At 51.4% G+C, this 20,134-nt stretch carries 20 protein-coding genes; 6 read left to right on the top strand and 14 right to left on the bottom strand.

Annotated elements, in window-relative coordinates:
• Positions 1-18 precede the first annotated feature (18 nt).
• From F7P81_RS09860 to F7P81_RS09845, 4 genes are all read right to left on the bottom strand, one after another.
• Entirely contained in the window at positions 19-1,365 is a 1,347-nt protein-coding gene (locus tag F7P81_RS09860; RefSeq protein ID WP_246176084.1) for an O-antigen ligase family protein, read from the bottom strand.
• Positions 1,362-2,906, bottom strand: a complete 1,545-nt coding sequence (locus F7P81_RS09855) for an undecaprenyl-phosphate glucose phosphotransferase (RefSeq protein WP_151159323.1) — start codon at positions 2,904-2,906, stop codon at positions 1,362-1,364. The genes F7P81_RS09860 and F7P81_RS09855 overlap by 4 nt, the downstream gene beginning before the upstream one ends.
• Positions 2,907-3,149: 243 nt before the next feature.
• On the bottom strand, positions 3,150-4,289 hold the full coding sequence (locus tag F7P81_RS09850; RefSeq protein ID WP_246176083.1) for a glycosyltransferase: 1,140 nt from the start codon (positions 4,287-4,289) through the stop codon (positions 3,150-3,152).
• A 46-nt stretch (positions 4,290-4,335) separates the two neighbouring features.
• Positions 4,336-4,899: a polysaccharide biosynthesis/export family protein gene (locus tag F7P81_RS09845; RefSeq protein ID WP_151159322.1), complete on the bottom strand. Its 564-nt coding sequence runs from the start codon at positions 4,897-4,899 to the stop codon at positions 4,336-4,338.
• Between the two features lie 437 nt (positions 4,900-5,336).
• Between F7P81_RS09845 and F7P81_RS09840 the strand changes: the two genes are divergently transcribed.
• Positions 5,337-7,559 (top strand): Wzz/FepE/Etk N-terminal domain-containing protein, encoded by a 2,223-nt coding sequence (locus tag F7P81_RS09840; RefSeq protein WP_151159321.1) that lies wholly within the window; start codon positions 5,337-5,339, stop codon positions 7,557-7,559.
• A 7-nt stretch (positions 7,560-7,566) separates the two neighbouring features.
• Here F7P81_RS09840 and F7P81_RS09835 read toward each other — a convergent pair whose 3' ends face one another.
• Positions 7,567-8,712, bottom strand: coding sequence for a GNAT family N-acetyltransferase (locus F7P81_RS09835; protein WP_151159320.1), 1,146 nt, complete (start codon positions 8,710-8,712; stop codon positions 7,567-7,569).
• A gap of 2 nt (positions 8,713-8,714) precedes the next feature.
• Positions 8,715-8,927 carry a DUF2842 domain-containing protein gene (locus tag F7P81_RS09830; protein WP_075655607.1) on the bottom strand — a complete coding sequence of 71 codons (213 nt, stop codon included), beginning with the start codon at positions 8,925-8,927 and terminating at the stop codon, positions 8,715-8,717.
• A 264-nt stretch (positions 8,928-9,191) separates the two neighbouring features.
• Between F7P81_RS09830 and F7P81_RS09825 the strand changes: the two genes are divergently transcribed.
• The gene (locus tag F7P81_RS09825) at positions 9,192-10,205 is read left to right on the top strand and encodes a COX15/CtaA family protein (RefSeq protein ID WP_374828082.1); all 1,014 of its coding nucleotides are present in this window, start codon (positions 9,192-9,194) and stop codon (positions 10,203-10,205) included.
• A 29-nt stretch (positions 10,206-10,234) separates the two neighbouring features.
• On the opposite strand, the gene F7P81_RS09820 is transcribed toward F7P81_RS09825, so the two are convergent.
• The 3 genes from F7P81_RS09820 to speB all read right to left on the bottom strand — a co-directional run bounded on the left by F7P81_RS09820 (position 10,235) and on the right by speB (position 13,179).
• A complete protein-coding gene (locus F7P81_RS09820; RefSeq protein ID WP_151159318.1) occupies positions 10,235-11,086 on the bottom strand; it encodes an aminoglycoside phosphotransferase family protein in 852 nt (283 codons plus the stop codon).
• Between the two features lie 18 nt (positions 11,087-11,104).
• Positions 11,105-12,037: an N-acetyl-gamma-glutamyl-phosphate reductase gene (gene argC, locus F7P81_RS09815; RefSeq protein WP_121992749.1), complete on the bottom strand. Its 933-nt coding sequence runs from the start codon at positions 12,035-12,037 to the stop codon at positions 11,105-11,107.
• A 191-nt stretch (positions 12,038-12,228) separates the two neighbouring features.
• The gene (gene speB / locus F7P81_RS09810) at positions 12,229-13,179 is read right to left on the bottom strand and encodes an agmatinase (RefSeq protein WP_151159317.1); all 951 of its coding nucleotides are present in this window, start codon (positions 13,177-13,179) and stop codon (positions 12,229-12,231) included.
• A gap of 178 nt (positions 13,180-13,357) precedes the next feature.
• Here speB and F7P81_RS09805 point away from each other — a divergent pair, with 178 nt between their 5' ends.
• Positions 13,358-14,164 (top strand): 5'-nucleotidase, lipoprotein e(P4) family, encoded by an 807-nt coding sequence (locus F7P81_RS09805; RefSeq protein ID WP_151159316.1) that lies wholly within the window; start codon positions 13,358-13,360, stop codon positions 14,162-14,164.
• 11 nt (positions 14,165-14,175) lie between these two features.
• On the opposite strand, the gene F7P81_RS09800 is transcribed toward F7P81_RS09805, so the two are convergent.
• The 4 genes from F7P81_RS09800 to rplM form a co-directional block, all read right to left on the bottom strand.
• Positions 14,176-14,634, bottom strand: a complete 459-nt coding sequence (locus F7P81_RS09800; protein WP_151159315.1) for a GNAT family N-acetyltransferase — start codon at positions 14,632-14,634, stop codon at positions 14,176-14,178.
• Positions 14,631-14,990: an antibiotic biosynthesis monooxygenase family protein gene (locus F7P81_RS09795; RefSeq protein ID WP_151159314.1), complete on the bottom strand. Its 360-nt coding sequence runs from the start codon at positions 14,988-14,990 to the stop codon at positions 14,631-14,633. The genes F7P81_RS09800 and F7P81_RS09795 overlap by 4 nt, the downstream gene beginning before the upstream one ends.
• Positions 14,991-15,157: 167 nt before the next feature.
• Complete coding sequence (gene rpsI, locus F7P81_RS09790; RefSeq protein ID WP_022710804.1) at positions 15,158-15,637, bottom strand: 30S ribosomal protein S9; 480 nt, start codon at positions 15,635-15,637, stop codon at positions 15,158-15,160.
• Complete coding sequence (gene rplM / locus F7P81_RS09785) at positions 15,637-16,101, bottom strand: 50S ribosomal protein L13 (RefSeq protein WP_022710805.1); 465 nt, start codon at positions 16,099-16,101, stop codon at positions 15,637-15,639. Before rplM ends, rpsI begins: the two co-directional genes overlap by 1 nt.
• Before the next feature lie 367 nt (positions 16,102-16,468).
• Here rplM and F7P81_RS09780 point away from each other — a divergent pair, with 367 nt between their 5' ends.
• The 3 genes from F7P81_RS09780 to F7P81_RS09770 all read left to right on the top strand — a co-directional run bounded on the left by F7P81_RS09780 (position 16,469) and on the right by F7P81_RS09770 (position 18,710).
• Positions 16,469-16,885: a CoA-binding protein gene (locus F7P81_RS09780; protein ID WP_225687627.1), complete on the top strand. Its 417-nt coding sequence runs from the start codon at positions 16,469-16,471 to the stop codon at positions 16,883-16,885.
• Between the two features lie 194 nt (positions 16,886-17,079).
• Positions 17,080-18,366 (top strand): O-acetylhomoserine aminocarboxypropyltransferase, encoded by a 1,287-nt coding sequence (locus F7P81_RS09775; RefSeq protein WP_151159312.1) that lies wholly within the window; start codon positions 17,080-17,082, stop codon positions 18,364-18,366.
• Entirely contained in the window at positions 18,366-18,710 is a 345-nt protein-coding gene (locus F7P81_RS09770) for a cupin domain-containing protein (protein WP_151159311.1), read from the top strand. Before F7P81_RS09775 ends, F7P81_RS09770 begins: the two co-directional genes overlap by 1 nt.
• 57 nt (positions 18,711-18,767) lie before the next feature.
• Here the strand turns inward: F7P81_RS09770 and F7P81_RS09765 are convergent, their stop codons facing one another.
• Positions 18,768-20,024, bottom strand: a complete 1,257-nt coding sequence (locus tag F7P81_RS09765) for a cytochrome P450 (protein WP_151159310.1) — start codon at positions 20,022-20,024, stop codon at positions 18,768-18,770.
• Positions 20,025-20,134: the final 110 nt, after the last annotated feature.

Genomic DNA, 20,134 nt, shown 5'->3' with positions numbered 1-20,134 from the left:
GTTTTGGTTCCGCAGAAATTAAACCGGTCTTGCAATGCGTGCGTTGCTATAGGGGCGTGGTTCTGAAGTCAGATGATGCCGTGCCTGTTGCTGATAGCGTTGTTCAAGCCCTGCACAGCCCCAGATAATACCGACGATCAGATAGAAATGCCGCCAGTGATCGATATCGATCACATTGCCGATCAGTATATGGCCGATAAATGCCACATAGGCGCAGAGCAGATAAGGTTGCCATGGCCGCTCACGCAGCATCAGCCTGAAGCCGAAACCCAGCGTAAGCATTGTCAGGATGATGAAAGACAGAAAGCCGAGCCAGCCATAATCCAGCAACGCTTTCAGCCAGATATTATGGGTATCCTCGCCAAACATAGGGCCGAATTCCAGCGGACCGATACCGAAGGGTTTTTCCATGGACAGAAGAAAACCCAGCCAATGCCGTGCAAAACGTCCCGTACGGGCGCTGTCATAATCCTGTTCAAGGCGCGCACGCTGGAAAAATACCTCACTGATCTGCGGGAACTGCAAGGCAATCAGCAATACAAGGGCAAGAACAACAATCGCCGCAATGCTGATCAGCATGATCTTGCTGCGAAAGCGCTGGTTCTTGCTGCCGATAAACAACAGAGCCGGAATGAGCAATAAGGATACGGCATACATGCCCCATGCTGCGCGGGAGAAGGACAGCAATACCGCAAGTGTCAGCACCAGAAATAATGCCCAATAGAGCAGGCTTTTCTGAAAAGGGCGGGTCAGAACCTGATAGATGCACCAATTGATAGGCAGGATCAGAAAAGGGCCGAAGACATTCGGATCTTGAAATGCACCTTTGGCACGGCCATAAAGCGTAAACAGATCCGCCGCAGGTATCAGGTTGAGATAACCGCCGATACCCAGCATTCCTGTAATGACGGCAGCCGCCAGATAGCCGGTGAAAAGCGGCTGTAATCTGCGCCAGTCGCTTTCGGTGACAGCGGCGAAGAACACACTGGTCAAGGCCAGAAAATATGACACGGCAATGTAAAGCGGTGCCTTTTTCAGATCAGCCATCTGAAAAATCGAAAGCACACCGCCAATATTGAACAAGGTGAGCAGGAGCAGCAATGCCAGTGAGTTAACACTCAGCCTGAGGCCGAATAACAGCCACAGGCTGATGAGCACCAGCATCAGTATTTCATAAGGCCCCGGTTCGAAGAGAACGAAGCCACTGAAAAAAACACCTGTTGCCAGTGACAGCCGCGCAATCCATTGCATTGCAGCTTGTCGCTGACCGCGCTCCGCCAATGCATAGAATGCTGCATCTGATGCGGATGACGCCTGCACAGATCGGGGCACAGATCGGGGCACAGGTTGGGACGGATAGCTCAATAGGCGTTTTCCGTGTTCATCAGGCGCACTGGGGTCAGGAACAGGATTTTCAGGTCGAACAGCAATGACCAGTTCTCAATATAATTGAGATCATATTCCGTACGCATGACGATTTTCTCAGGCTTGTCGATTTCGCCGCGCCAGCCATTAATCTGCGCCCAGCCGGTTACGCCCGGTTTAACTTTGTGGCGGGCAAAATAACCGTCAACCACATCATTATAGAGCATGTTGTTGGAATTGGCGCTGATCGCATGCGGGCGAGGGCCGACAAGTGAAAGACTGCCGCCTAAGGAATTGAAAAATTGCGGCAATTCATCAATCGATGTTTTGCGGATGAAGCGACCGACACGGGTAACGCGGCTGTCATTTTTGGTGACGGCCAGTTTTGCGGTCGGATCGCACTGGTCGCTATACATCGAGCGGAATTTCCAGACATTGATCACTTCATTATTAAAGCCGTGCCGCTTCTGCTTGAAGATTACAGGGCCTTTGCTGTCGAGCTTGATCGCAATAGCCGTCGCCAGCATGACCGGCGAGAACAGCACAATTCCGAACAGGCTGAAGACAATATCAAACAAGCGCTTGGCAATCGCATCCCAATCGTTGATCGGCTTGTCGAGAATATCCAGCATCGGTACCGAGCCGATATAGGAATAAGCACGCGGGCGCAGACGCATATTGGCAGCATGGGCAGAAAGACGGATATCGACCGGTAATACCCAAAGCTTTTGCATCAGCGTCAAAACCCGTTCTTCCGCTGAGATCGGCAGAGAAACGATCAGCATATCAATGCGGGCAACACGGGCAAACTCGATCAACTCGGAAATATTGCCGAGTTTCGGATAACCGGCAACAATCGGCGGAGAACGACGGTCGCCGCGATCATCAAAAATGCCGCAGATACGGATGTCATTATCCGGTTGTTTGTTGAGTTCAAGAATAAGATCTTCCGCATTCTGACCGCCGCCGACAATAACCGCGCGTCGTTCCATGCGACCACTGCGGGCGAGAATACGCATCAGCTTGGCTGCGAGAAAGCGCGATATTGTAAGGGCGATAAAACCGGAAATTACAAATCCGGCAAACCAGATGCGGGAATAAACCGCAGAAATTTTCAGCAGGAAGGCCACAATAGCCAGAACAGCAAAAACGCCGGCCCAGCAGATAATCAGCCGGCCGAGATAGCGAAACGGCTTGCGCAGCACAGAAGGGCGATAGCCGGAGCTGAACTGGGCGAAAATAACATAGAGCGCGGCAGCAAGAATATTTGCAAACAAATATTCCAGCATATGGATGCTTTCAGCGCCGACATAGCTGAGATAGACAGCGATACCGCACAGGGCGACAACAGCAAATTCCCATATGCGCATAAGCCCTGTGAACAGAGCCGGTGAAATACTTTCATTCTTGTATTGAGCGGCCACTTTCATGGCCAGCGGGCTCAATTCAACTTTTTCAGCAGGTGTGGAGGCTGCGCCGGAGTCATGCTGCTTTTGCAGCGCCTTCCTGTCGAAACTTCCTTTATGTTTTTTCTCACTCATGGGTACACCGGCATATTAAAATTTTGCTCACAAGAAAATATAAGCAATCTATCCGTGATGAGGGTTGCTATTTTCTTATTTTTTTTAAGAGAATGCGCAGTTTAGGCCGCTATACGGGCTTTTTACGTATTGTGGTTGCCGGATAGTAAATATCCGCAATATTGCTTTATTACAGTAAAATTAAACGAATGATATTTGTATTTTAATGAAACAAGGAAGCTTTACATAGTGCTTATATGTAATTTAGTTGATGCGATAGAATTGTTCAACTGCATGAGCCATATTTTCCCGGCTGAAGCGTGAGCGCAACAGCAGCGGATCAGGCATAGTTTGCTGATAATTGGCAGGGAAGGTCAGGGCTTCGCACATTTTTGCGGCGATGGCACCGGCGTCAGGTTTGCAAAGGGCATTGCTGTCTGTGCCGAATATTTCAGCAAGACCGCCGACATCTGTGGCGATGATGCTGCGCTGTGCGGCCAGAACTTCCAGTGCAATATATGGCAGAGATTCCGCACGTGAAGGCAACACAAAGATTTGCCCGTGTTTGAGTGCTTCACGCACCGGCATTGCCGGATAAAAACATATGTGGTTTTCCAGTCCGAGTTGCGCAGCAAGAGCCTGATAATTCTGTTTTTGCGGCCCGTCTCCGACCATGGCACCGGTGGCAAGAGGCCGGTTGTTGGCTCTTGCTACCTTGTTCAGCTCAGCCAGCGCGCGGATAAACAAATCCGGCCCTTTCAGGTCGCGCATCATGCCGGTAAAAAGAAAGTCGGCGGCATCTGCTTCCGGTGTAACCGGTGCAAATTCATCTTTGCTGATACCGTTGCGGATCACAATATGCGCGCAGCGCGGATTTCCGACTTTTTCCTGATAGGTGTTTTCCTCATAGGCCGAGACAAAGATCAGGCCGTTGGTGATCCGTTCTTGCAGGCGCTCCGCCGTGAACATGATTTTACCGGCAAGGGTTGCCGGATCAAAATGCAGGCTGCCGCCATGAGGAGAGTAAAATTTGTGCGGGCGCTGAGCCTGACTTTTATGGATGCCTATTGTGCCGAGACGGGCATAAGTCCCGCCTTTTGCACCATGTCCGTGTACAATATCCGGCTGAAGCTGCTTCAATATTTTGCGCGTGCTTAAAATAGCACCGATGTCACTGAGGCCTATTTTGCGGCTGATGGGAATACGGTGCAAACCCAGTGCCAGATCGGGCAGCATGGCAGCAAATTGCTGTTGTTCAAGTGCGCCGTCTTCGCATAATTCGCAAATCACACCGACCTGATGACCGGCTGCATTCTGCATGGCAGCCAGATCGCGTATATGGCGAAACACACCGCCTATAGGGGAACGGAAGCAATGGATAATCCGCAAAGATTTTTGCTTCACAATAGCCTCGTCTCAGGAAGGATGAATTCTGGTCTGTCCGTGATGATCAGAATAACCGTTCGCGGACATAGATTGTATCGCCTGGCAGGATAGGATCTGTAATGCGTACCCGTCCGGTAAAGATTTTGCCGTTGATCTGGCGGGTAATGTCCACGCTTTCCTGATTGGCGCGTGGTGTAAAGCCGCCGGAAGCTGCAATAGCCGTTTGTGCAGTCATGCCCGGTACGTAAGAATATTGTCCGGCGCCGCCGACTTCACCCATGATGAAGACAGGGCGGTAGCGGTCGATTTCCACGCTGACGTCAGGATTGCGGATATAGCCGCCGCGCAGTTTTGAAGCGATGGTGGATTCAAGCTGTTTTACTGTTTTGCCGCGTGCAGGCACGCTGCCGATCAATGGGAAGGCAATATAGCCGGACTGGTCGACGGAATATGTATTGCTTAAACCTGTCTGTTCAAAAACGGTGATGCGCAGACGGTCGCCGGAACCGAGAATATAAGGCTGGTTCAGCGCTTCGTGGAATGCCGGAGGAGCAGGGCGATAGCTGGTGCAGCCTGACAATACCAGACAGGTTACGCCCAAAGCTGCCATAAAAACACGCGTTTTCATTCTGCTCTTTTCCTTATCCCGTTCTGATTGCTTTGGTGTCAGAACCCACCAAAGCATGTCGCAGCTAAATGGTTTCATTTAGCGTTCGCGCACATGCGACAATTAAAAGAATCTAGAGCGAGCGCTGTGAATTTGATTAAGCACGACACGCTCTAGTTCATTATTATATATATTCAGGCTCCGTTGCGCATTTCATAGCTATGCAACGGACATCTGTCTGATGGTGATTATTGAATTATTAGGGTTAATATGGCGTAAAGACTAAAAGCTAAAATCTGTTGTACTGATAAAATTATCTTTAAATACAAACTGCTAAAGTAAAGTCCTGATACGCCCTTAGTATGAAGGGTGAGGGGAAAATACAGGATTTAACCCTATAGTTACCTTGATGATTTACCATAAGAGTCCTGTGCAGGATTATGGGGATCGGGTCAGTGATGCGTGATGCAGCAGAAAATGCGGAAATTGATATCGGAGCGCTGTTTGCCGCTCTGAAGCGCAACTGGCTGTTCATTCTACTGGGCGCACTCCTGTTTGCTTTGCTGACATGGGGCGTTGCGCAATTTCTCCCGCCTTATTACCGTTCCGAAGCGCGTATTCTGATTGAAGCACGGGAAACTGTCTTCACGCGCCCGAATGTCGGATCGGAAACGGATCGTCCGCTGCTGGATCCGGAGGCTGTGAAATCGCAGGTAGAGCTGATCAGCTCTGCTAAAATCCTTGCAAAAGTAGCCGCCGATCTGAAGCTTGAAGATTATGCGGAATTCTATCCGAAAACCATGTCGCCGGTGAAACAGGTTCTGGTCTTGCTGGGATTGCGCCCTGATCCGCGCATGATTCCGGTATCAGAGCAGGTTCTCACCCGTATGCGCGAGAATTTACAGGTCTATGCTGTAACCGGCTCGCGGGTGATTGTGGTTGAGTTTGTCTCCAAAAATCCGCAAGTCGCAGCCGATGTCGCCGATAAAATTGCGGATGAATATATTGCAGCACAGGCCGCTGCCAAGCGCCAGCTGACAGGCGATGCAACCGGTTGGCTGGAACCGGAAATTGAACGACTGACGAAGAAGGTGCGTGAGGCAGAAACCAAAGTCGCTGATTTCCGCGCGGTAAGCGATCTTCTCAATACCAGCAATAATACTTCTCTTGCCACGCAGCAAATGTCCGATATCTCATCGGAACTGTCGCGTCTGAAAGCTGAGCGTGCTGCCAGTGAGGCTAAAGCCGAAAGCATTCGCACTGCGCTTAAAAACGGCGTGCCGATCAATAGCCTGCCGGAAGTCATGTCTTCCGGCATTATGCAGCAGCTGAATGAGCGCCGCGGAGCGCTGATGGCCGAGATTGCCAATCTCTCGACAACATTGCTCGACGGGCATCCGCGTATTCAGGGCTTGCGTGCGCAGCTCGCCGATCTTGACCGGCAAATCCGGCAGGAAGGCAATACAATTCTGAAAAGCCTCGATAATGAGGTGACGATTGCCCGCAGCCGCGAGCAGGAGCAGACCCGTGAACTCAACCGTCTGAAAGCACAAGCTGCCGAGGCTGGCAGTCAGGAAGTTGAACTGCGTGCTTTGGAGCGTGATGCTGCTGCCCAGCGCGATTTGCTGCAAGCCTATCTGGCGCGCTATCGCGAGGCTTCCAGCATTGCTGATCGTACAGATCAGCCTGCAGATGCACGGATTTTCTCAACGGCAACTGTTGCAGGGGCACCGTATTTCCCTAAAGTGCTGCCTATGGTCAGCATGAGTTTCGTTGCTGGCCTGTTGCTGTTGTCGGTTTTTGTTTTGCTGCGTGAGCTTTTCAGTGGTCGCGCTATGACAACAAATCCTGCCAGAGCTGTCAGGGGACAAAATCTCTGGGGCGATGAATATGGTGCTGTTGCACAGAACTTTAGCCCTGCGCATAATAAAACCGCACAGATTGATAATAAGCTGATTGTGCAGCCGGCTCCCGAGCCTGTTTCCGATAAAAATGAGATGGTAGAGCAGCCTATGGCCCGTCCTGAAATTGATGTTGAAACAATTCAGCGTATCTATGACAGCTATACTGTGTCCGAGCCGGATGCCACGGAAGAACCTGATCCGGCATCGGATGATATTTATGCGCCCAACGGTGTGGCGGCAATTGCCAGCCGTCTGATGTTGCAGGAGCTCCGCCGCATCATTCTGATCTCGCCGGAAGGCGATGCCGGTTCTGCCGGTAGTGTGCATCTGCTGCGTGAACTGGCTGACCGCAGCCTGCGGGTATTGCTCGTGGATATGACCGGCAATGGTGCTGTCAGTCAGGCAATGCTGGATGGCAACAGGCCTGCAGGCATTACCGACCTGCTGCTCAATGTGAAACAGTTCACCGATATTATTCACGGGGATTTATATTCGGATGCGGATGTGATTCCGACGGGTCTTTCTGATCCGAAAACCGCTATGGCGCAGGCCGAGCGTCTGCCGGTAATTTTTGAAGCGCTGGAAACGGCCTATGATTTCGTGCTGGTGGAAACCGGTGCATCCTCTGCCGAACAGGCGCTGAACCTCGACAGCGATACATCCGTCTTTGTGATGAATGTGTTTGACAGCGAAGATCAGGCTGTGGCGCAGACGGCACTGGCATTCCATGAGGCGGGTCAGGATGATGTGACCATTCTGATGGTACCGCACGCATAAAAACGGATTAAGTGCTCCTGCGCAACTTGCTGCGCAGTTTTTTCACCAGCGGCCAGAGATGTTTGTTGGTTTTAATACGATAGACAAGACCTGAGCGCAGCTGATTGAATGTTGCGCTCAACCGGCCTTTGAATGTCAGCGCGATATGGCTGTCATAAAGCGGTTGCTCAATATCACACCAGTCGCGCTTGTATTTCTCCTCGCCGATACCGAAGCTGAAATAATCCAGCTTGTCATCAATGGCACCGGCAATCGCTTCGTAAAACAGAAAGTCTCCGGGGCTGGCTGTAACCAGATCATCATCGGCAAAGGCACCAAATTCCACAGTCAGACCGCGTTGCAGTGGTGTCTGGCCGTCTGGGCTTTGCCAATAGGCGCAACCAATGACCGCACGTGGTTTTCCGGCAACTTCAAGAACATGCAGGCGATATTGTCTGCGCGTGTCATTTTCCGGTGCAGCGAAGAGTTTCTGGAAAAAACGGTTCAGATCATCGCCGGTAAAGCTGTTGGCAATGCCCTGTTTGGCAAAGCGCTGGCTTTTCATCGCATAAAAATCATTGAATGCAGCGCTGTTTTCCGCATCACCTTCTGCGGTATAAATCCGCCATGCACCTGTTTCATCATAACGGCGGGCATGCTGGCGGTGCTTTTTGCGTTTGCGTGAAGCATTGCTGCGCTCAAGCACGCTGTCAAAATTGTCTGGCAGTGTGGCAATCAGAGCCGGATTCGGATTGCGCTGATGGGGGAGGCTGAGCAGCGGATTATTATATCCGAGCCAGCTCTGCATCTGACGGGTGAGGGATAGCAGCGTAATATCCGGCCGCGCTTCTTTCAGGCAGGCAATCAGTGCAGTGATATGGTCTTTGCTGATGTGTTGCGCAAAGGTCGGAAACAGAACCGGAAAATTGCAATTGGCATGGGAGCCGCCGGCAAAGCGCGCAACATGCTTGTGGTTTTGTTTGATAACCTCAAGCGGCAATAACAAGGCAGGGCTGTCATCAATAAACAGCGCCAGCACAAGACAGTCAGGATTCACATTTTGCTGCCAGAGCCGAGTCCAGAGAGCGGACTGGGCTATACCATGCACCGTCTTGTCATTGCTCCAGAGTGGCAGAGCCTCATGAATGTCGGAATAACAGACTGTGCGGATCATAATCAGCGGGCTTTAGGCGGCTGAACCATCCACCACAACAGATACATGGCCGGAAGTATCCACAAAAAGCCGGTGAAGAAGAAATAAGCAAGCTGTACCCAGACCGAAGACTGGCCAAGATGGGCAACCGCAATCATGGTTGCAAGCAGCGCATAAACTGCAATCAGCAGAACAAGCAGCACAGTTCCGATCAGTTTCTTTAGTCTTACAGGCATATTTCTCTCTCCGTCACCACTCTCATACACCAGACAGCCCTGAATCTGAAATGATTTTCGTCTCCGCTTCGTCACTGGATTTATGAAAGGGGTAATAAAAACAGCGTCTGCGTGTCGCGTGTTGTTGTCTTGTATTCGCGGTGCGCATGCGGCATGTATCTGCGGGGGTAAAACTCAGTCGGAGCAGGATTGATGATAACAGATTATGCCGCATTACCGGCAACACAACAGCCGGTCAGTGCCAACCACGACAAGAACCGCAAGATGGTGCGGTGGTGGCTTTATGCGGTATTCGTTGTATTGATCGCAATTGTCATGGTGGGCGGTGCAACCCGTATGACCGGCTCCGGTCTGTCTATTACCGAATGGAAGCCTATCCATGGCGTTATCCCGCCGCTGAACCATGCGGAATGGCTGGAAGAATTCGATAAATACCGCCAGATCCCGCAATATCAGCAGATCAACAAGGGTATGGCGCTGGAAGAGTTCCAGTTCATTTTCTGGTGGGAATGGGCGCATCGTATGCTGGCGCGTTTCGTCGGCTTTCTGGTGGCTGTTCCGCTGATTTTCTTCTGGGTAACAGGCCGCTTGCAGGACGGCTTGAAAGCACGGATGCTCGGCATTCTGGCGCTGGGCGGCTTGCAGGGCGCTATCGGTTGGTGGATGGTGGCATCGGGCTTGAGCGTGCTGACATCGGTGAGCCAGTATCGCTTAGCTGTGCATCTCACTATGGCCTGTATTATTATTACTGCCGTGTTTTATGTTGCGCGCGGGCTTGCCGAATATACGGAAAAACCAGCGCCGCGCGGCCTGCAACGCTTTGCAGGCTGGCTCGTTCTGGCAATTCTGGTGCAGATTTATCTTGGCGGGCTGGTTGCGGGGCTGCATGCCGGTCTGACCTATAATACATGGCCGCTGATGGATGGCGCGATTATCCCTTCAGACCTGTTCATCCATCAACCTTACTGGCGCAACCTGTTTGAAAATCCGAAGACCGTGCAATTCATTCACCGGATGTTTGCCTATACGGTGCTGGTGCTGGCTGTGCTGCATGCTGTACAGGCGCGTCGCCATGCTGCCGGTACAACTCACGCGCGACGCTCTGTCGTACTGCTCGGCCTGATCCTGATGCAGGCGGCGATCGGAATTATCGCCTTGCTGACAATGGTGCCGATTGAATGGGGGCTGGCGCATCAGGGCTTTGCATTGGTGGTGCTGAGCTTTGCTGTCGCCCATTGGCGCGCCTGTAAAGGTGCATATGAGATGCGTACAGCGTAACAAAAAGCCCCGCAAATGCGGGGCTTTTTTTATGGGTAAAGCTGCAGCCTTAATCTGCGCAGCGCGGTAGCAATTTTCAACTCGCGCTCCTCATCTGCAGCATTGCCGTCTTCATGATGCCATGCGGCTGAGAGGCAGCCATAGCAAAAGGCATAATCAAGAATATAGGCCGCAGGCTTGTTGATGATCCCTGCGAAATATTGCGTCATTTCTGCAGCACGCTGCATATTGAGGCACAAATCATCACGGTCGAGCGGATTGTAAAACAGATTGGCACAATCAAAGGCAGCATCACCGCATAATCCGTGCGGATCAATTGCCAGCCAGCCCCGTGCACTGCGAATGATATTCTCATGATGAAGATCGCCATGCAGGGCGATGATTTCATGAGGTTGTCTGAGCAGGGATGCCGCGAGATCGGCTGCTTCCGTGTAAATATCCGCTTTCTTTCCCGCCAGATCAAACAGGCTTTTGAAATGCTTGAGCAGCGGCTGTAATTCAGACGGCAGAACCCGACCGGAGGGACTGTGTAAAGCACGGATCACTTCACCGGCAATGCGGATAGCATCTGCATCATGTCCGGCTTCAAGATGGGCTTTGAGGTCATAATCACCGGCATATTCCAGCAGCATCATCACCGGATCATGCGTGAGGCCGAGCAGCCTGATCGCACCATGTCCGTCACGCTCGCGCAGATAATAGGCGCCGCGCAGCTCCTCATGACCTGCAGGCTTGAGCACTTTAACAATCACCGGAGACTGTTCCTCTCCGGTGATTGTTGCTTTCCAGATATGGCTGGAATTGGTGTCAGCGAGCAGTGTTGCAGAGGCAATCTGCCAATGTGCCGGAAATACCGGCTTTATCACTGCTTGCTGTTCCATAGGCGATGAATGCTCCGGTTAACGCAGCCCCAGCATCAGGTTCATATTCTGCACGGCTGCACCCGATGCACCTTTGCCGAGATTATCCAGCACGGCGACCAGATTGATCTGCTTGCCGCCTTCAGAACCGAAGACATAAAGATTCATACCATCTGTATCTGCCAGCATTTCGGCATCCACACGCGCCATGGCGCTGCTTTCTTCAAGCGGGACAACGCGCACGATTTTCTGACCGGAATAATGTGCCTTCAGCTCATTATGCACGTCTTCCATTGTCGGTTTGCCTTTGAGCAGATCGAGATGGACCGGAACCTGTACAATCATACCCTGCGCAAAACGGCCGACACTTGGTGCAAAAATCGGCGCATGGTCGAGTTTGCCATACATCTGCATTTCCGGCAGATGCTTGTGCTTGAGTGTCAGACCATAGAGGAAATTGTTTTCCTTCATATGTTCCGGATGGTTCACATCTTCCATCTGGGCAATCATCTGCTTGCCGCCGCCGGTATAGCCGGATACCGCATTGACGGTGACAGGGTAATCGCTGTTCATCAGCCCTGCATCACGCAGCGGACGAATGAGCGAGATTGCACCGGTCGGATAGCAACCCGGATTGGCAACCAGACGGGCTTCGCGGATACGCTGCGCCTGCAAGGCTTCCAGCTCGGCAAAACCATAGACCCAGTTTGAATGGGTACGGTGCGCGGTTGACGTGTCGATAATACGCGTGGAATGGCCTTCAAGCAGGATCACCGCTTCACGCGAGGCATCATCCGGCAGGCAGAGAATAGCAATATCAGCCGAGCGCAGCAGGTCAGCGCGCAAATCTTTATTGCGTCGTTCTTCTTCCGGAATAGACAGGACTTCCAGATCAGTGCGACCGGCAAGGCGGGTGCGGATCTGCAGACCCGTTGTGCCATGTTCGCCGTCAATAAAGATTTTCGGTTTCATTTGAATTTTGCCTTAATGGTAGAGAATTCAGAGTGTTAGGAGTTATTGCTGAATCATTCTGTCAAGCAGTTGATTCATTCTGTGAGACTAAAGCATTTCCGGCAAAAGCGGGAACCTGTTTTACCGGAGGACAATGCGTAAAATCAAACAGTTGGAACGGTGCCAGTGATTCAATATTCACCGGAACCGCTTTAGCGCGCGGCTTTCTTTTCCGCAAGCAGCCCCAGATAATGCATGGCAATTGTCGCGCCTGCAATGGCTGTTATATCGGCATGATCATAGGCCGGTGCAACCTCTACAATATCAGCGCCGACAATATCAAGTTTGCCGAGCTGACGCAGCACCGAGAGCATTTTTGCCGAGGACGGGCCGCCCGCAACCGGTGTGCCTGTACCGGGCGCATAGGCCGGATCAAGGCAATCAATGTCGAAAGTGACGTAGGTTTTGCGCCCCTGTGTACGGGTTTCAATCGCCTGCACAATGTCTCTGGCGCTCATATTTTCAACATCGTGACCATAGAGAATCTGAATGCCGCAATCTTCCGGTGCATGGGTGCGGATACCGATCTGGATGGATGCGGTTGGGTCAATAATGCCGTCGCGTACAGCACGGGCAACAAAGGAGCCGTGATCGATACGCTTGCCGTCATCAAACCATGTGTCCTGATGGGCATCAAACTGCACTAAGGCCAGCGGGCCATATTTCGCGGCATGGGCTTTGAGGATCGGCCATGTCACAAAATGATCGCCGCCAAGCGACACCAGAAAAGCATCATTGGCGATCAGTTTAGCGGCTTCCTGCTCAATGGTGGCCGGTGTGAGCTGGTGATTGCCGTAATCGAGCAGGCAGTCGCCGTAATCAATTACTGCCAGATTTTCAAACAAATCGCGCTGAAACGGATATTGCGGGTCATTATCAAAAATCGCTGCAGCACGGCGGATAGCCTGCGGGCCAAAACGGGCGCCCGGCCTGTTGGAAACAGCTGCATCAAACGGAATGCCCCAGACCACCGCATCGGCATTGCTCACATCTTTACTATAGAGACGCCGCATAAAGGAGAGGGCACCGGCATGAGTAGGGTCGGTTGCGGCTCCCTTGATCGTCTGAGCCGTAAAAGCATTGTCGATGGATTTATGCGCCATGAAGTAACACCGTAAGCTGAAACAAAACTGACGATACAAGCTGTAGCGTCTTTTGGCGGGCTGATAAAGCGGGCGTCCGATATTTAAATTGCTGAGAATTATCGGGCGCAGAGTTGCGATTGTGATGTGTCCCGTTCTGCCTGCAGATAGTGCTTTTCTATTCATCCGAGGGGACATTATGCAAAGCAGGTTAATCAATGTTTTTGTGGTTTCAGCACTGGCGGTTTTAGCAGCAGGCTGTGTCACGGATCAGAAAGCGGCGCAGGCTCAACTTGAGCAGCAGTCTGTGCTGGGTTTGAACTGGGTGCAGCAATCAGGTGAATATGAGGCACTGGCTTATCAGGCTTTCAATACTGCCCGCAGAGCGTTTGACACGGCAAAGGTGGAAGACGGACGTAAGAAGGCTGTGATTGTTGATCTGGACGAGACAATGATCGACAATTCCGCCTATGCCGCATGGCGGGTGGAGAATGGTGTACCTTATACCAAGCCGACATGGGCGCGCTGGATGGCGGCGCGACAGGCAACGACCATTGCCGGAGCGGTGTCTTTCGCCCGTTATGTCAATTCCCATGGCGGGCGGATGTTTTATATCTCCAATCGTGATGACACATCTTATGCTGCTACGGTCGAAAACCTGCAAAAACTCGGTTTTCCCGGTGTATCGCGTGAAACGGTTCTTCTGCGCACAACACAGTCAAACAAGCAGCCGCGTTTCGATTGGGTAAAATCCAAAGGCTATGATGTTGTGGTTTACGCCGGTGATAATCTCAATGATTTTGGCACTGAATATTACGGCAAGAATAATAGTGAGCGCCGGTTGCTGGTTGCTGCACAACAGAACAAGTTCGGCTCAAAATTCATCATGCTGCCAAACCCGAATTACGGTGACTGGATCAGTGGCATGGCAACAGAATATTACAAGCAAACACCGGCGAGACAGCTGGAAATCAACCGTGAGAATTTAGAAGTCTGGAAGGGCTGATTTGGATAAGTTCAGGAACCGGCTCTGCGCCATTCATAGAGCATATCCGGTTCTTTTTCTTCATTGCCGCTGCCGTCGGTTTTACCAATCGCGATAAAACCGTGTTTCTCATAGAATTGCTGTGCCTGAATATTTCGCTGAAATGTCCATAATTGCAGATGCGGAAATGTTGTTTGTGCCTGTCTGAGTAAAGCACTGCCAATACCGTGCCCCTGAAAATCCGGCAGAATATAGAGTTGCTCAATCCAGCCTGTTTTAAAGGCAATAATACCAGCCATATCAGGGGAAAATGCTGCCCAGACCTCGCATTGTTCAAAAACGCAGTTTTCATAAAACCATTGATCTTCTTGCGGTGTATGCAAGCCTTTCAGCCATGGCAGGCTATTGTCGAAGGCCGCCCGGTGGATGCGGGAAGCCTGCGCCATATCCTGCAAGTCCAGACGCCGGAACGTAAAACGATTGGCTGTCATCGGGCTTGTGTCCCGTGCGTATTGAAGCCATAGGCGCGTTCAACGCGGGCAATCCGTAAAGCATAGGTTTCATACCATGCTGCGCGTCCCTGTTTCTGCGCTGCCAGATGGTCGACATTGCGCTTCCAGTTGCGAATGCTTTCTTCATCGCGCCAGTAGGAGTTGGTAATGCCGAAGCCACTTGCATCCCGCACGCTTTCAATGCCGAGAAACCCGTCCTGCTTTTCCGCTAGTTCAACCATCTGACCGGCCATTTCGCCATAGCCCGTGTCATCATCTGTCGTGCGCTGCGATGAAAAAGCAACGATGTAATAAGGTGCAGCGGGAAGTGTGGCGAAAGGAGAGCGATTGTGCATGAAACAGAATCCTGCGGCTTGATGATGTCGAACATAAGAGACACAAGACGCAGGAGACAGCGGCTATGCTGTCGCATGAAATAAAAAAGCGGATCCGAAGATCCGCTTTCTTAATATTGGAAGTGCTAAAGATATTAGCGCTTGGAGAACTAAGCCCCAGAGCGCGATTAGCGCTTGGAGAACTGGAAGCTACGACGGGCTTTCGCCTTACCGTATTTCTTACGTTCTACAACACGGCTATCGCGTGTCAGGAAGCCGCCCTTCTTGAGGACTGCGCGCAGAGCTGGTTCGTAGTAGGTCAGGGCTTTTGAAATGCCGTGACGAACCGCACCAGCCTGACCGGACAGACCACCGCCGGCAACAGTCGCAATAATGTCAAACTGACCAGTGCGGTTTGTTGCAACGATTGGCTGCTGCAGAACCATCTGCAGAACCGGACGAGCAAAATATGCGTTGAACTCTTTGCCGTTCACGATGATTTTGCCTGTGCCTGGCTTTACCCAAACGCGTGCAATCGCATCTTTACGCTTACCGGTCGCATAAGAACGTCCGAGAGCGTCGACTTTTTTAACGTGAACAGGAGCTTCAGGAGCAGCAGCTGCTGCAACTGTGCCAAGTTCTTCGAGCGAGTTGAGCTGCTCAGCCATTATGCGTTCCTCTTATTTTTGCTGTTCAAAGCGCCGATGTCGAGGACTTCTGGCTGCTGTGCTTCGTGCTGGTGGTCAGCGCCTGCATAAACGCGCAGGTTTTTCATCTGACGACGGCCGAGCGGACCGCGCGGAACCATACGTTCAATCGCCTTCTCAACGACGCGTTCCGGGAAACGGCCTTCGAGGATCTGACGAGCTGTACGTTCTTTAATACCGCCTGGGTGGCCAGTGTGCCAGTAGTAAACCTTGTCGGTGTACTTCTTGCCGGTCAGAACAACCTTGTCAGCATTGATGATGATGACATTGTCACCGTCGTCAACGTGTGGAGTAAAGGTTGGTTTGTTCTTACCGCGCAGAATGTTGGCGACCTGAGAAGCGAGACGACCGAGAACAACGCCTTCAGCGTCGATCAGGATCCACTTCTTCACCACTTCTGCTGGCTTCTGGGAAAAAGTTGCCATTGAAGTTATCCTTGGAAATAATCCTTGCAACAGAGACTGGAGCAAGGCTTTTTTTGTTGCTTGTGTTGCGGCAGAAATCTGCGCGTAACAAATGAAAACCGCTCATCTTTGACAGATGCACGCTTTCTGGCTGTCCAATACAGTGCCTGTGAGTGGGCGTCAAGTGTGTTGAATTTGCATATACTTGTAATTATCTTTTAAAATCAATGTGTTAAAATTGCGGTATTATGTTACCCTATAAAAATCCGGTGATTTTTACTCTATATTTCCGTCCGGCCTGCCGCATCACTTCAATTGCCCGCATTTTATGCCTAGATTATATCTTCTGCACAATGTGATGCATAGCAGCATGAAAACGGAGAATGCCATGAATGAAACGGAAGTCAGATCTATCCTGCAAACCAAGCATGTGATCGCGCTGGTCGGCGCTTCTCCGAATGAGGATCGTCCAAGCTTTGGTGTGATGAAATATCTGCTGGAGCATGGTTATAAAGTTATTCCGGTTAATCCGGGGCAGGCGGGGAAGCAGATATTGGGGCAGACAGTTTATGCCTCGCTCTCCGATATTCCGGAGAAGATTGATATTGTCGATGTCTTCCGCGCTTCCAATGCCGTACCTGCAATTGTCGATGAAATTCTGGCACTGAAAACACAGCCGGATGTTTTGTGGTTGCAGCTTGAAATCACTCATGAAGAGGCTGAGGCCAAAGCCCGCGCTGCCGGAATAAAGGTGGTGACAAATATGTGCACCAAACAGCAGCATCAGCGTCTGATCGGCGCCTGATTTTAGCTTTATGTGACATTGCGGTTCAAAATTTCTGTTTTGCCGCAATGTAAATCTGCGGGTAATTTATAGATGTGCCTGCGGAAAAAGATAATAGTTTGCGTGTATTATAGTGATAAGCGGAATCTTTTTCTTTGCTTGTGCGGGAGTAAAATTCTAACCTGACCCAAATTGTTTATTTTGGGGAGTAGAGAATGTCTAAGCGCAGCCCGGGTTTTGATACACTTGCTATTCATGCAGGCGCAAAACCGGATCCGACCACCGGTGCCCGCACCACGCCGATTTATCAGACCGCATCTTATGTTTTTGATGATGTGGATCATGCTGCCGCTTTGTTCGGCCTGCAGGCATTCGGCAATATCTATACCCGTCTGACCAACCCGACCACAGCCGTACTGGAAGAGCGCGTTGCAGCGCTTGAAGGCGGTACAGCTGCCGTTGCGACTGCATCCGGTCATGCTGCCCAGCTGCTGGTTTTCCATAATCTGCTGCGCACCGGTGATAATTTCATCGCTGCAAACAAGCTTTATGGCGGTTCGATCAACCAGTTCGGTAATGCTTTCAAGTCTTTCGGATGGGAAGTGCGCTGGGGTGATGTGGACGATGTTTCCAGCTTCGAGAAACAGATCGATGACAAAACCCGTGCGATCTTTGTTGAAAGTCTGGCCAATCCGGGCGGTATCGTTGTTGATATCGCAGCGATTGCGGAAATCGCGCATAAGCACGGTCTGCCGCTGATCGTTGATAATACAATGGCATCGCCATATCTGATCCGTCCGATCGAACATGGCGCAGATATTGTTGTGCACTCGCTGACTAAATTCATTGGCGGTCACGGCAATTCCATGGGCGGTATTCTGGTCGATGGCGGTACATTCGACTGGTCGAAATCCGGCAATTATCCGATGCTGAGCGAGCCGCGTCCTGAATATGCCGGTGCGGAACTACACAAAACTTTCGGCAATATTGCTTTTGCCATTGCAGCACGCACACTCGGTTTGCGTGACTTTGGTCCGGCGATTTCTCCTTTCAACTCGTTCCAGATTCTGGCCGGTATTGAAACTCTGCCGCTGCGTATGCAGCGCCATTGCGACAATGCGCTGAAAGTAGCGAAATGGCTGGAAAAGCACGAGAAAGTTTCATGGGTGCGTTATGCCGGCCTGCCGACCGACAAATATCATGCTTTGCAGCAGAAATATTCGCCTAAGGGTGGCGGCGCTGTTTTCACCTTCGGTCTGAAGGGCGGTTATGAAGCCGGTAAGACTTTTGCGAACTCGCTGGAACTGTTCTCACTGCTGGCCAATATCGGTGATACGCGCTCGCTGGTTATTCATCCGGCATCCACGACGCATCGCCAGCTGACGGATGAGCAGAAAGTTGCTGCCGGTGCAGGTCCTGAAGTGGTGCGTTTGTCGATCGGTATTGAAGATGCTGACGATATTATTGCTGATCTTGAACAGGCTTTGGCAAAGATCGCCTGATGAAGTCGCTGTTGCTGCCAGTCAATACAGAGTCTGAACCGGAAATTGGTGCGCCCGCAGAAGGGCGTATCATTTTTGGTGATCCGCAGTTCAGAACATGGAATGCGGAGGAGACCTCAGACGGGCTTTATGCCGGTATCTGGGAGTCGACGGTTGGTAAATGGCATGTCGCTTATGATGAGTGGGAGTTCTTCCAGCTGATCAGCGGTGAGTCTGTGCTGACCGAAGAGGGCAAAGAGCCGGTCACTTTGCGAGCAGGCAATAGTTTCATCATCAGACCGGGCTTTAAAGGCACGTGGGAAGTGATTGAAACGACTCGTAAAACCTATGTGATAAAGCTTTAAACTTATATTGTCTGAAATAGAAAACGCCGCGTTCCATAGGACGCGGCGTTTTTGTTTTTACCATTCCAGTTTCAGGCTTTGCATGCCGTGGAAATGATAGGTGTCGCCATAGAGCGGCGGTTCTGCAAAGCGGATATTTGGCAGACGTTTGAACAATGTTGCCAGTGAAACCTGCATTTCCAGACGAGCCAGCGGTGCGCCGATACAGAAATGAATACCCGCTCCGAAGGAGACGTTCTTCTGATCCGGACGCTCCGGCCAGAAACGATCCGGCTGCTCAAAAGCCTGATAATCGCGGTTACCGGAACCAAGCAACAGACCAAGCTGCTCACCGGCTTTGAGCGTTACGCCTTCGGCAATTTCAGTCTCATTATAGGCATAGCGGGTGAACATATGCAGCGGTGCATCAAAGCGCAGGCTTTCCTCGACCGTGGCAGCGGTTGATTCCGGCGTTGCAAACAGGGTGCGATGATCCAGACCGCTTTGCAGAATGCTCTTAACCGCATTACCGGTCTGGTTGACCGTTGCTTCATGGCCGGCATTGAGCAGAAGGATACAAGTGGTAATCAGCTCATCTTCCGAGAGCTTGGCACCATTTTCCTCAGCGGCAAGCAGCAGGCTTAGCAGGTCATCACCCGGATTTTTGCGGCGCTGGGCAGCATAGTCGCGCAAATAGTCGGAGAATTCTTTAGCCGCCTGATTAGCACTGTCTTCCACTTCACGGGTGGCATTGTGCATATACATATTGACCATGCGATGCGACCAGTCGAGCAGCTGCGGGGCATTGTCTGTCGGCACACCCAGCATCTCCGCAATCACCACCACCGGAATAGGGGTGGCGAAAGCCGGCATCAGATCAACATGGCCCTGATGCTCAAAACCGTCAATCAGCTCATTGGCAAGTTTTTCGATACGCGGGCGCAGGCGCTCGACCTGACGGGACACAAAAGCGCGATTGACGAGGGTGCGCAGGCGGGTATGTACCGGCGGCTCAATCTCGAGCATGGAGTGGCGCTCAACACCGTCGAAATCTTTGAGATGTTCGCGATTGATTGCATTGGCACGATAACCGCCCGGCTCTTCACGCCCAAAACGGCGGTCGCGGAACAGCTTGTTGATATCGTCGTAACCGGCAAAGCACCAGAAACCGTAATCTTCCCAGAAAAATACCCGCGCATTGTGATGCAGCCATGCGTAAGCCGCATAGGGATTCTGTACAAATTCCGGTTGATGCGGATCAATCCGCACGTGGCGGGTGGCAGGATCGAAATGAAGATAATCAGGTTTTACAGGGGCGCTTGGGAAATGACTCATCAGGCTTTCATCGCATTGGCATTAAAAGAGAATTTGCTATGCGACTATAAAGGCAGATTATGAGAAAATGCAGCGTGACAAAGCGCGGCATGGCTAAATAGATAGTGTTT

Source organism: Pseudochrobactrum saccharolyticum (assembly GCF_008801715.1).
Lineage (GTDB): Bacteria > Pseudomonadota > Alphaproteobacteria > Rhizobiales > Rhizobiaceae > Pseudochrobactrum > Pseudochrobactrum saccharolyticum.
Note: the sequence above shows the minus strand (reverse complement) of the source record. Positions and strands in the feature narration are given on the sequence as shown.

Coding starts and splice junctions, on each gene's coding strand:
- F7P81_RS09855 (WP_151159323.1), bottom strand. CDS start 2,906: ATGAGTGAGAAAAAACATAAAGGAAGTTTCGACAGGAAGGCGCTGCAA.
- F7P81_RS09845 (WP_151159322.1), bottom strand. CDS start 4,899: ATGAAAACGCGTGTTTTTATGGCAGCTTTGGGCGTAACCTGTCTGGTA.
- F7P81_RS09840 (WP_151159321.1), top strand. CDS start 5,337: ATGCGTGATGCAGCAGAAAATGCGGAAATTGATATCGGAGCGCTGTTT.
- F7P81_RS09835 (WP_151159320.1), bottom strand. CDS start 8,712: ATGATCCGCACAGTCTGTTATTCCGACATTCATGAGGCTCTGCCACTC.
- F7P81_RS09830 (WP_075655607.1), bottom strand. CDS start 8,927: ATGCCTGTAAGACTAAAGAAACTGATCGGAACTGTGCTGCTTGTTCTG.
- F7P81_RS09825 (WP_374828082.1), top strand. CDS start 9,192: ATGGTGCGGTGGTGGCTTTATGCGGTATTCGTTGTATTGATCGCAATT.
- F7P81_RS09820 (WP_151159318.1), bottom strand. CDS start 11,086: ATGGAACAGCAAGCAGTGATAAAGCCGGTATTTCCGGCACATTGGCAG.
- argC (WP_121992749.1), bottom strand. CDS start 12,037: ATGAAACCGAAAATCTTTATTGACGGCGAACATGGCACAACGGGTCTG.
- speB (WP_151159317.1), bottom strand. CDS start 13,179: ATGGCGCATAAATCCATCGACAATGCTTTTACGGCTCAGACGATCAAG.
- F7P81_RS09805 (WP_151159316.1), top strand. CDS start 13,358: ATGCAAAGCAGGTTAATCAATGTTTTTGTGGTTTCAGCACTGGCGGTT.
- F7P81_RS09800 (WP_151159315.1), bottom strand. CDS start 14,634: ATGACAGCCAATCGTTTTACGTTCCGGCGTCTGGACTTGCAGGATATG.
- F7P81_RS09795 (WP_151159314.1), bottom strand. CDS start 14,990: ATGCACAATCGCTCTCCTTTCGCCACACTTCCCGCTGCACCTTATTAC.
- rpsI (WP_022710804.1), bottom strand. CDS start 15,637: ATGGCTGAGCAGCTCAACTCGCTCGAAGAACTTGGCACAGTTGCAGCA.
- rplM (WP_022710805.1), bottom strand. CDS start 16,101: ATGGCAACTTTTTCCCAGAAGCCAGCAGAAGTGGTGAAGAAGTGGATC.
- F7P81_RS09780 (WP_225687627.1), top strand. CDS start 16,469: ATGAATGAAACGGAAGTCAGATCTATCCTGCAAACCAAGCATGTGATC.
- F7P81_RS09775 (WP_151159312.1), top strand. CDS start 17,080: ATGTCTAAGCGCAGCCCGGGTTTTGATACACTTGCTATTCATGCAGGC.
- F7P81_RS09770 (WP_151159311.1), top strand. CDS start 18,366: ATGAAGTCGCTGTTGCTGCCAGTCAATACAGAGTCTGAACCGGAAATT.
- F7P81_RS09765 (WP_151159310.1), bottom strand. CDS start 20,024: ATGAGTCATTTCCCAAGCGCCCCTGTAAAACCTGATTATCTTCATTTC.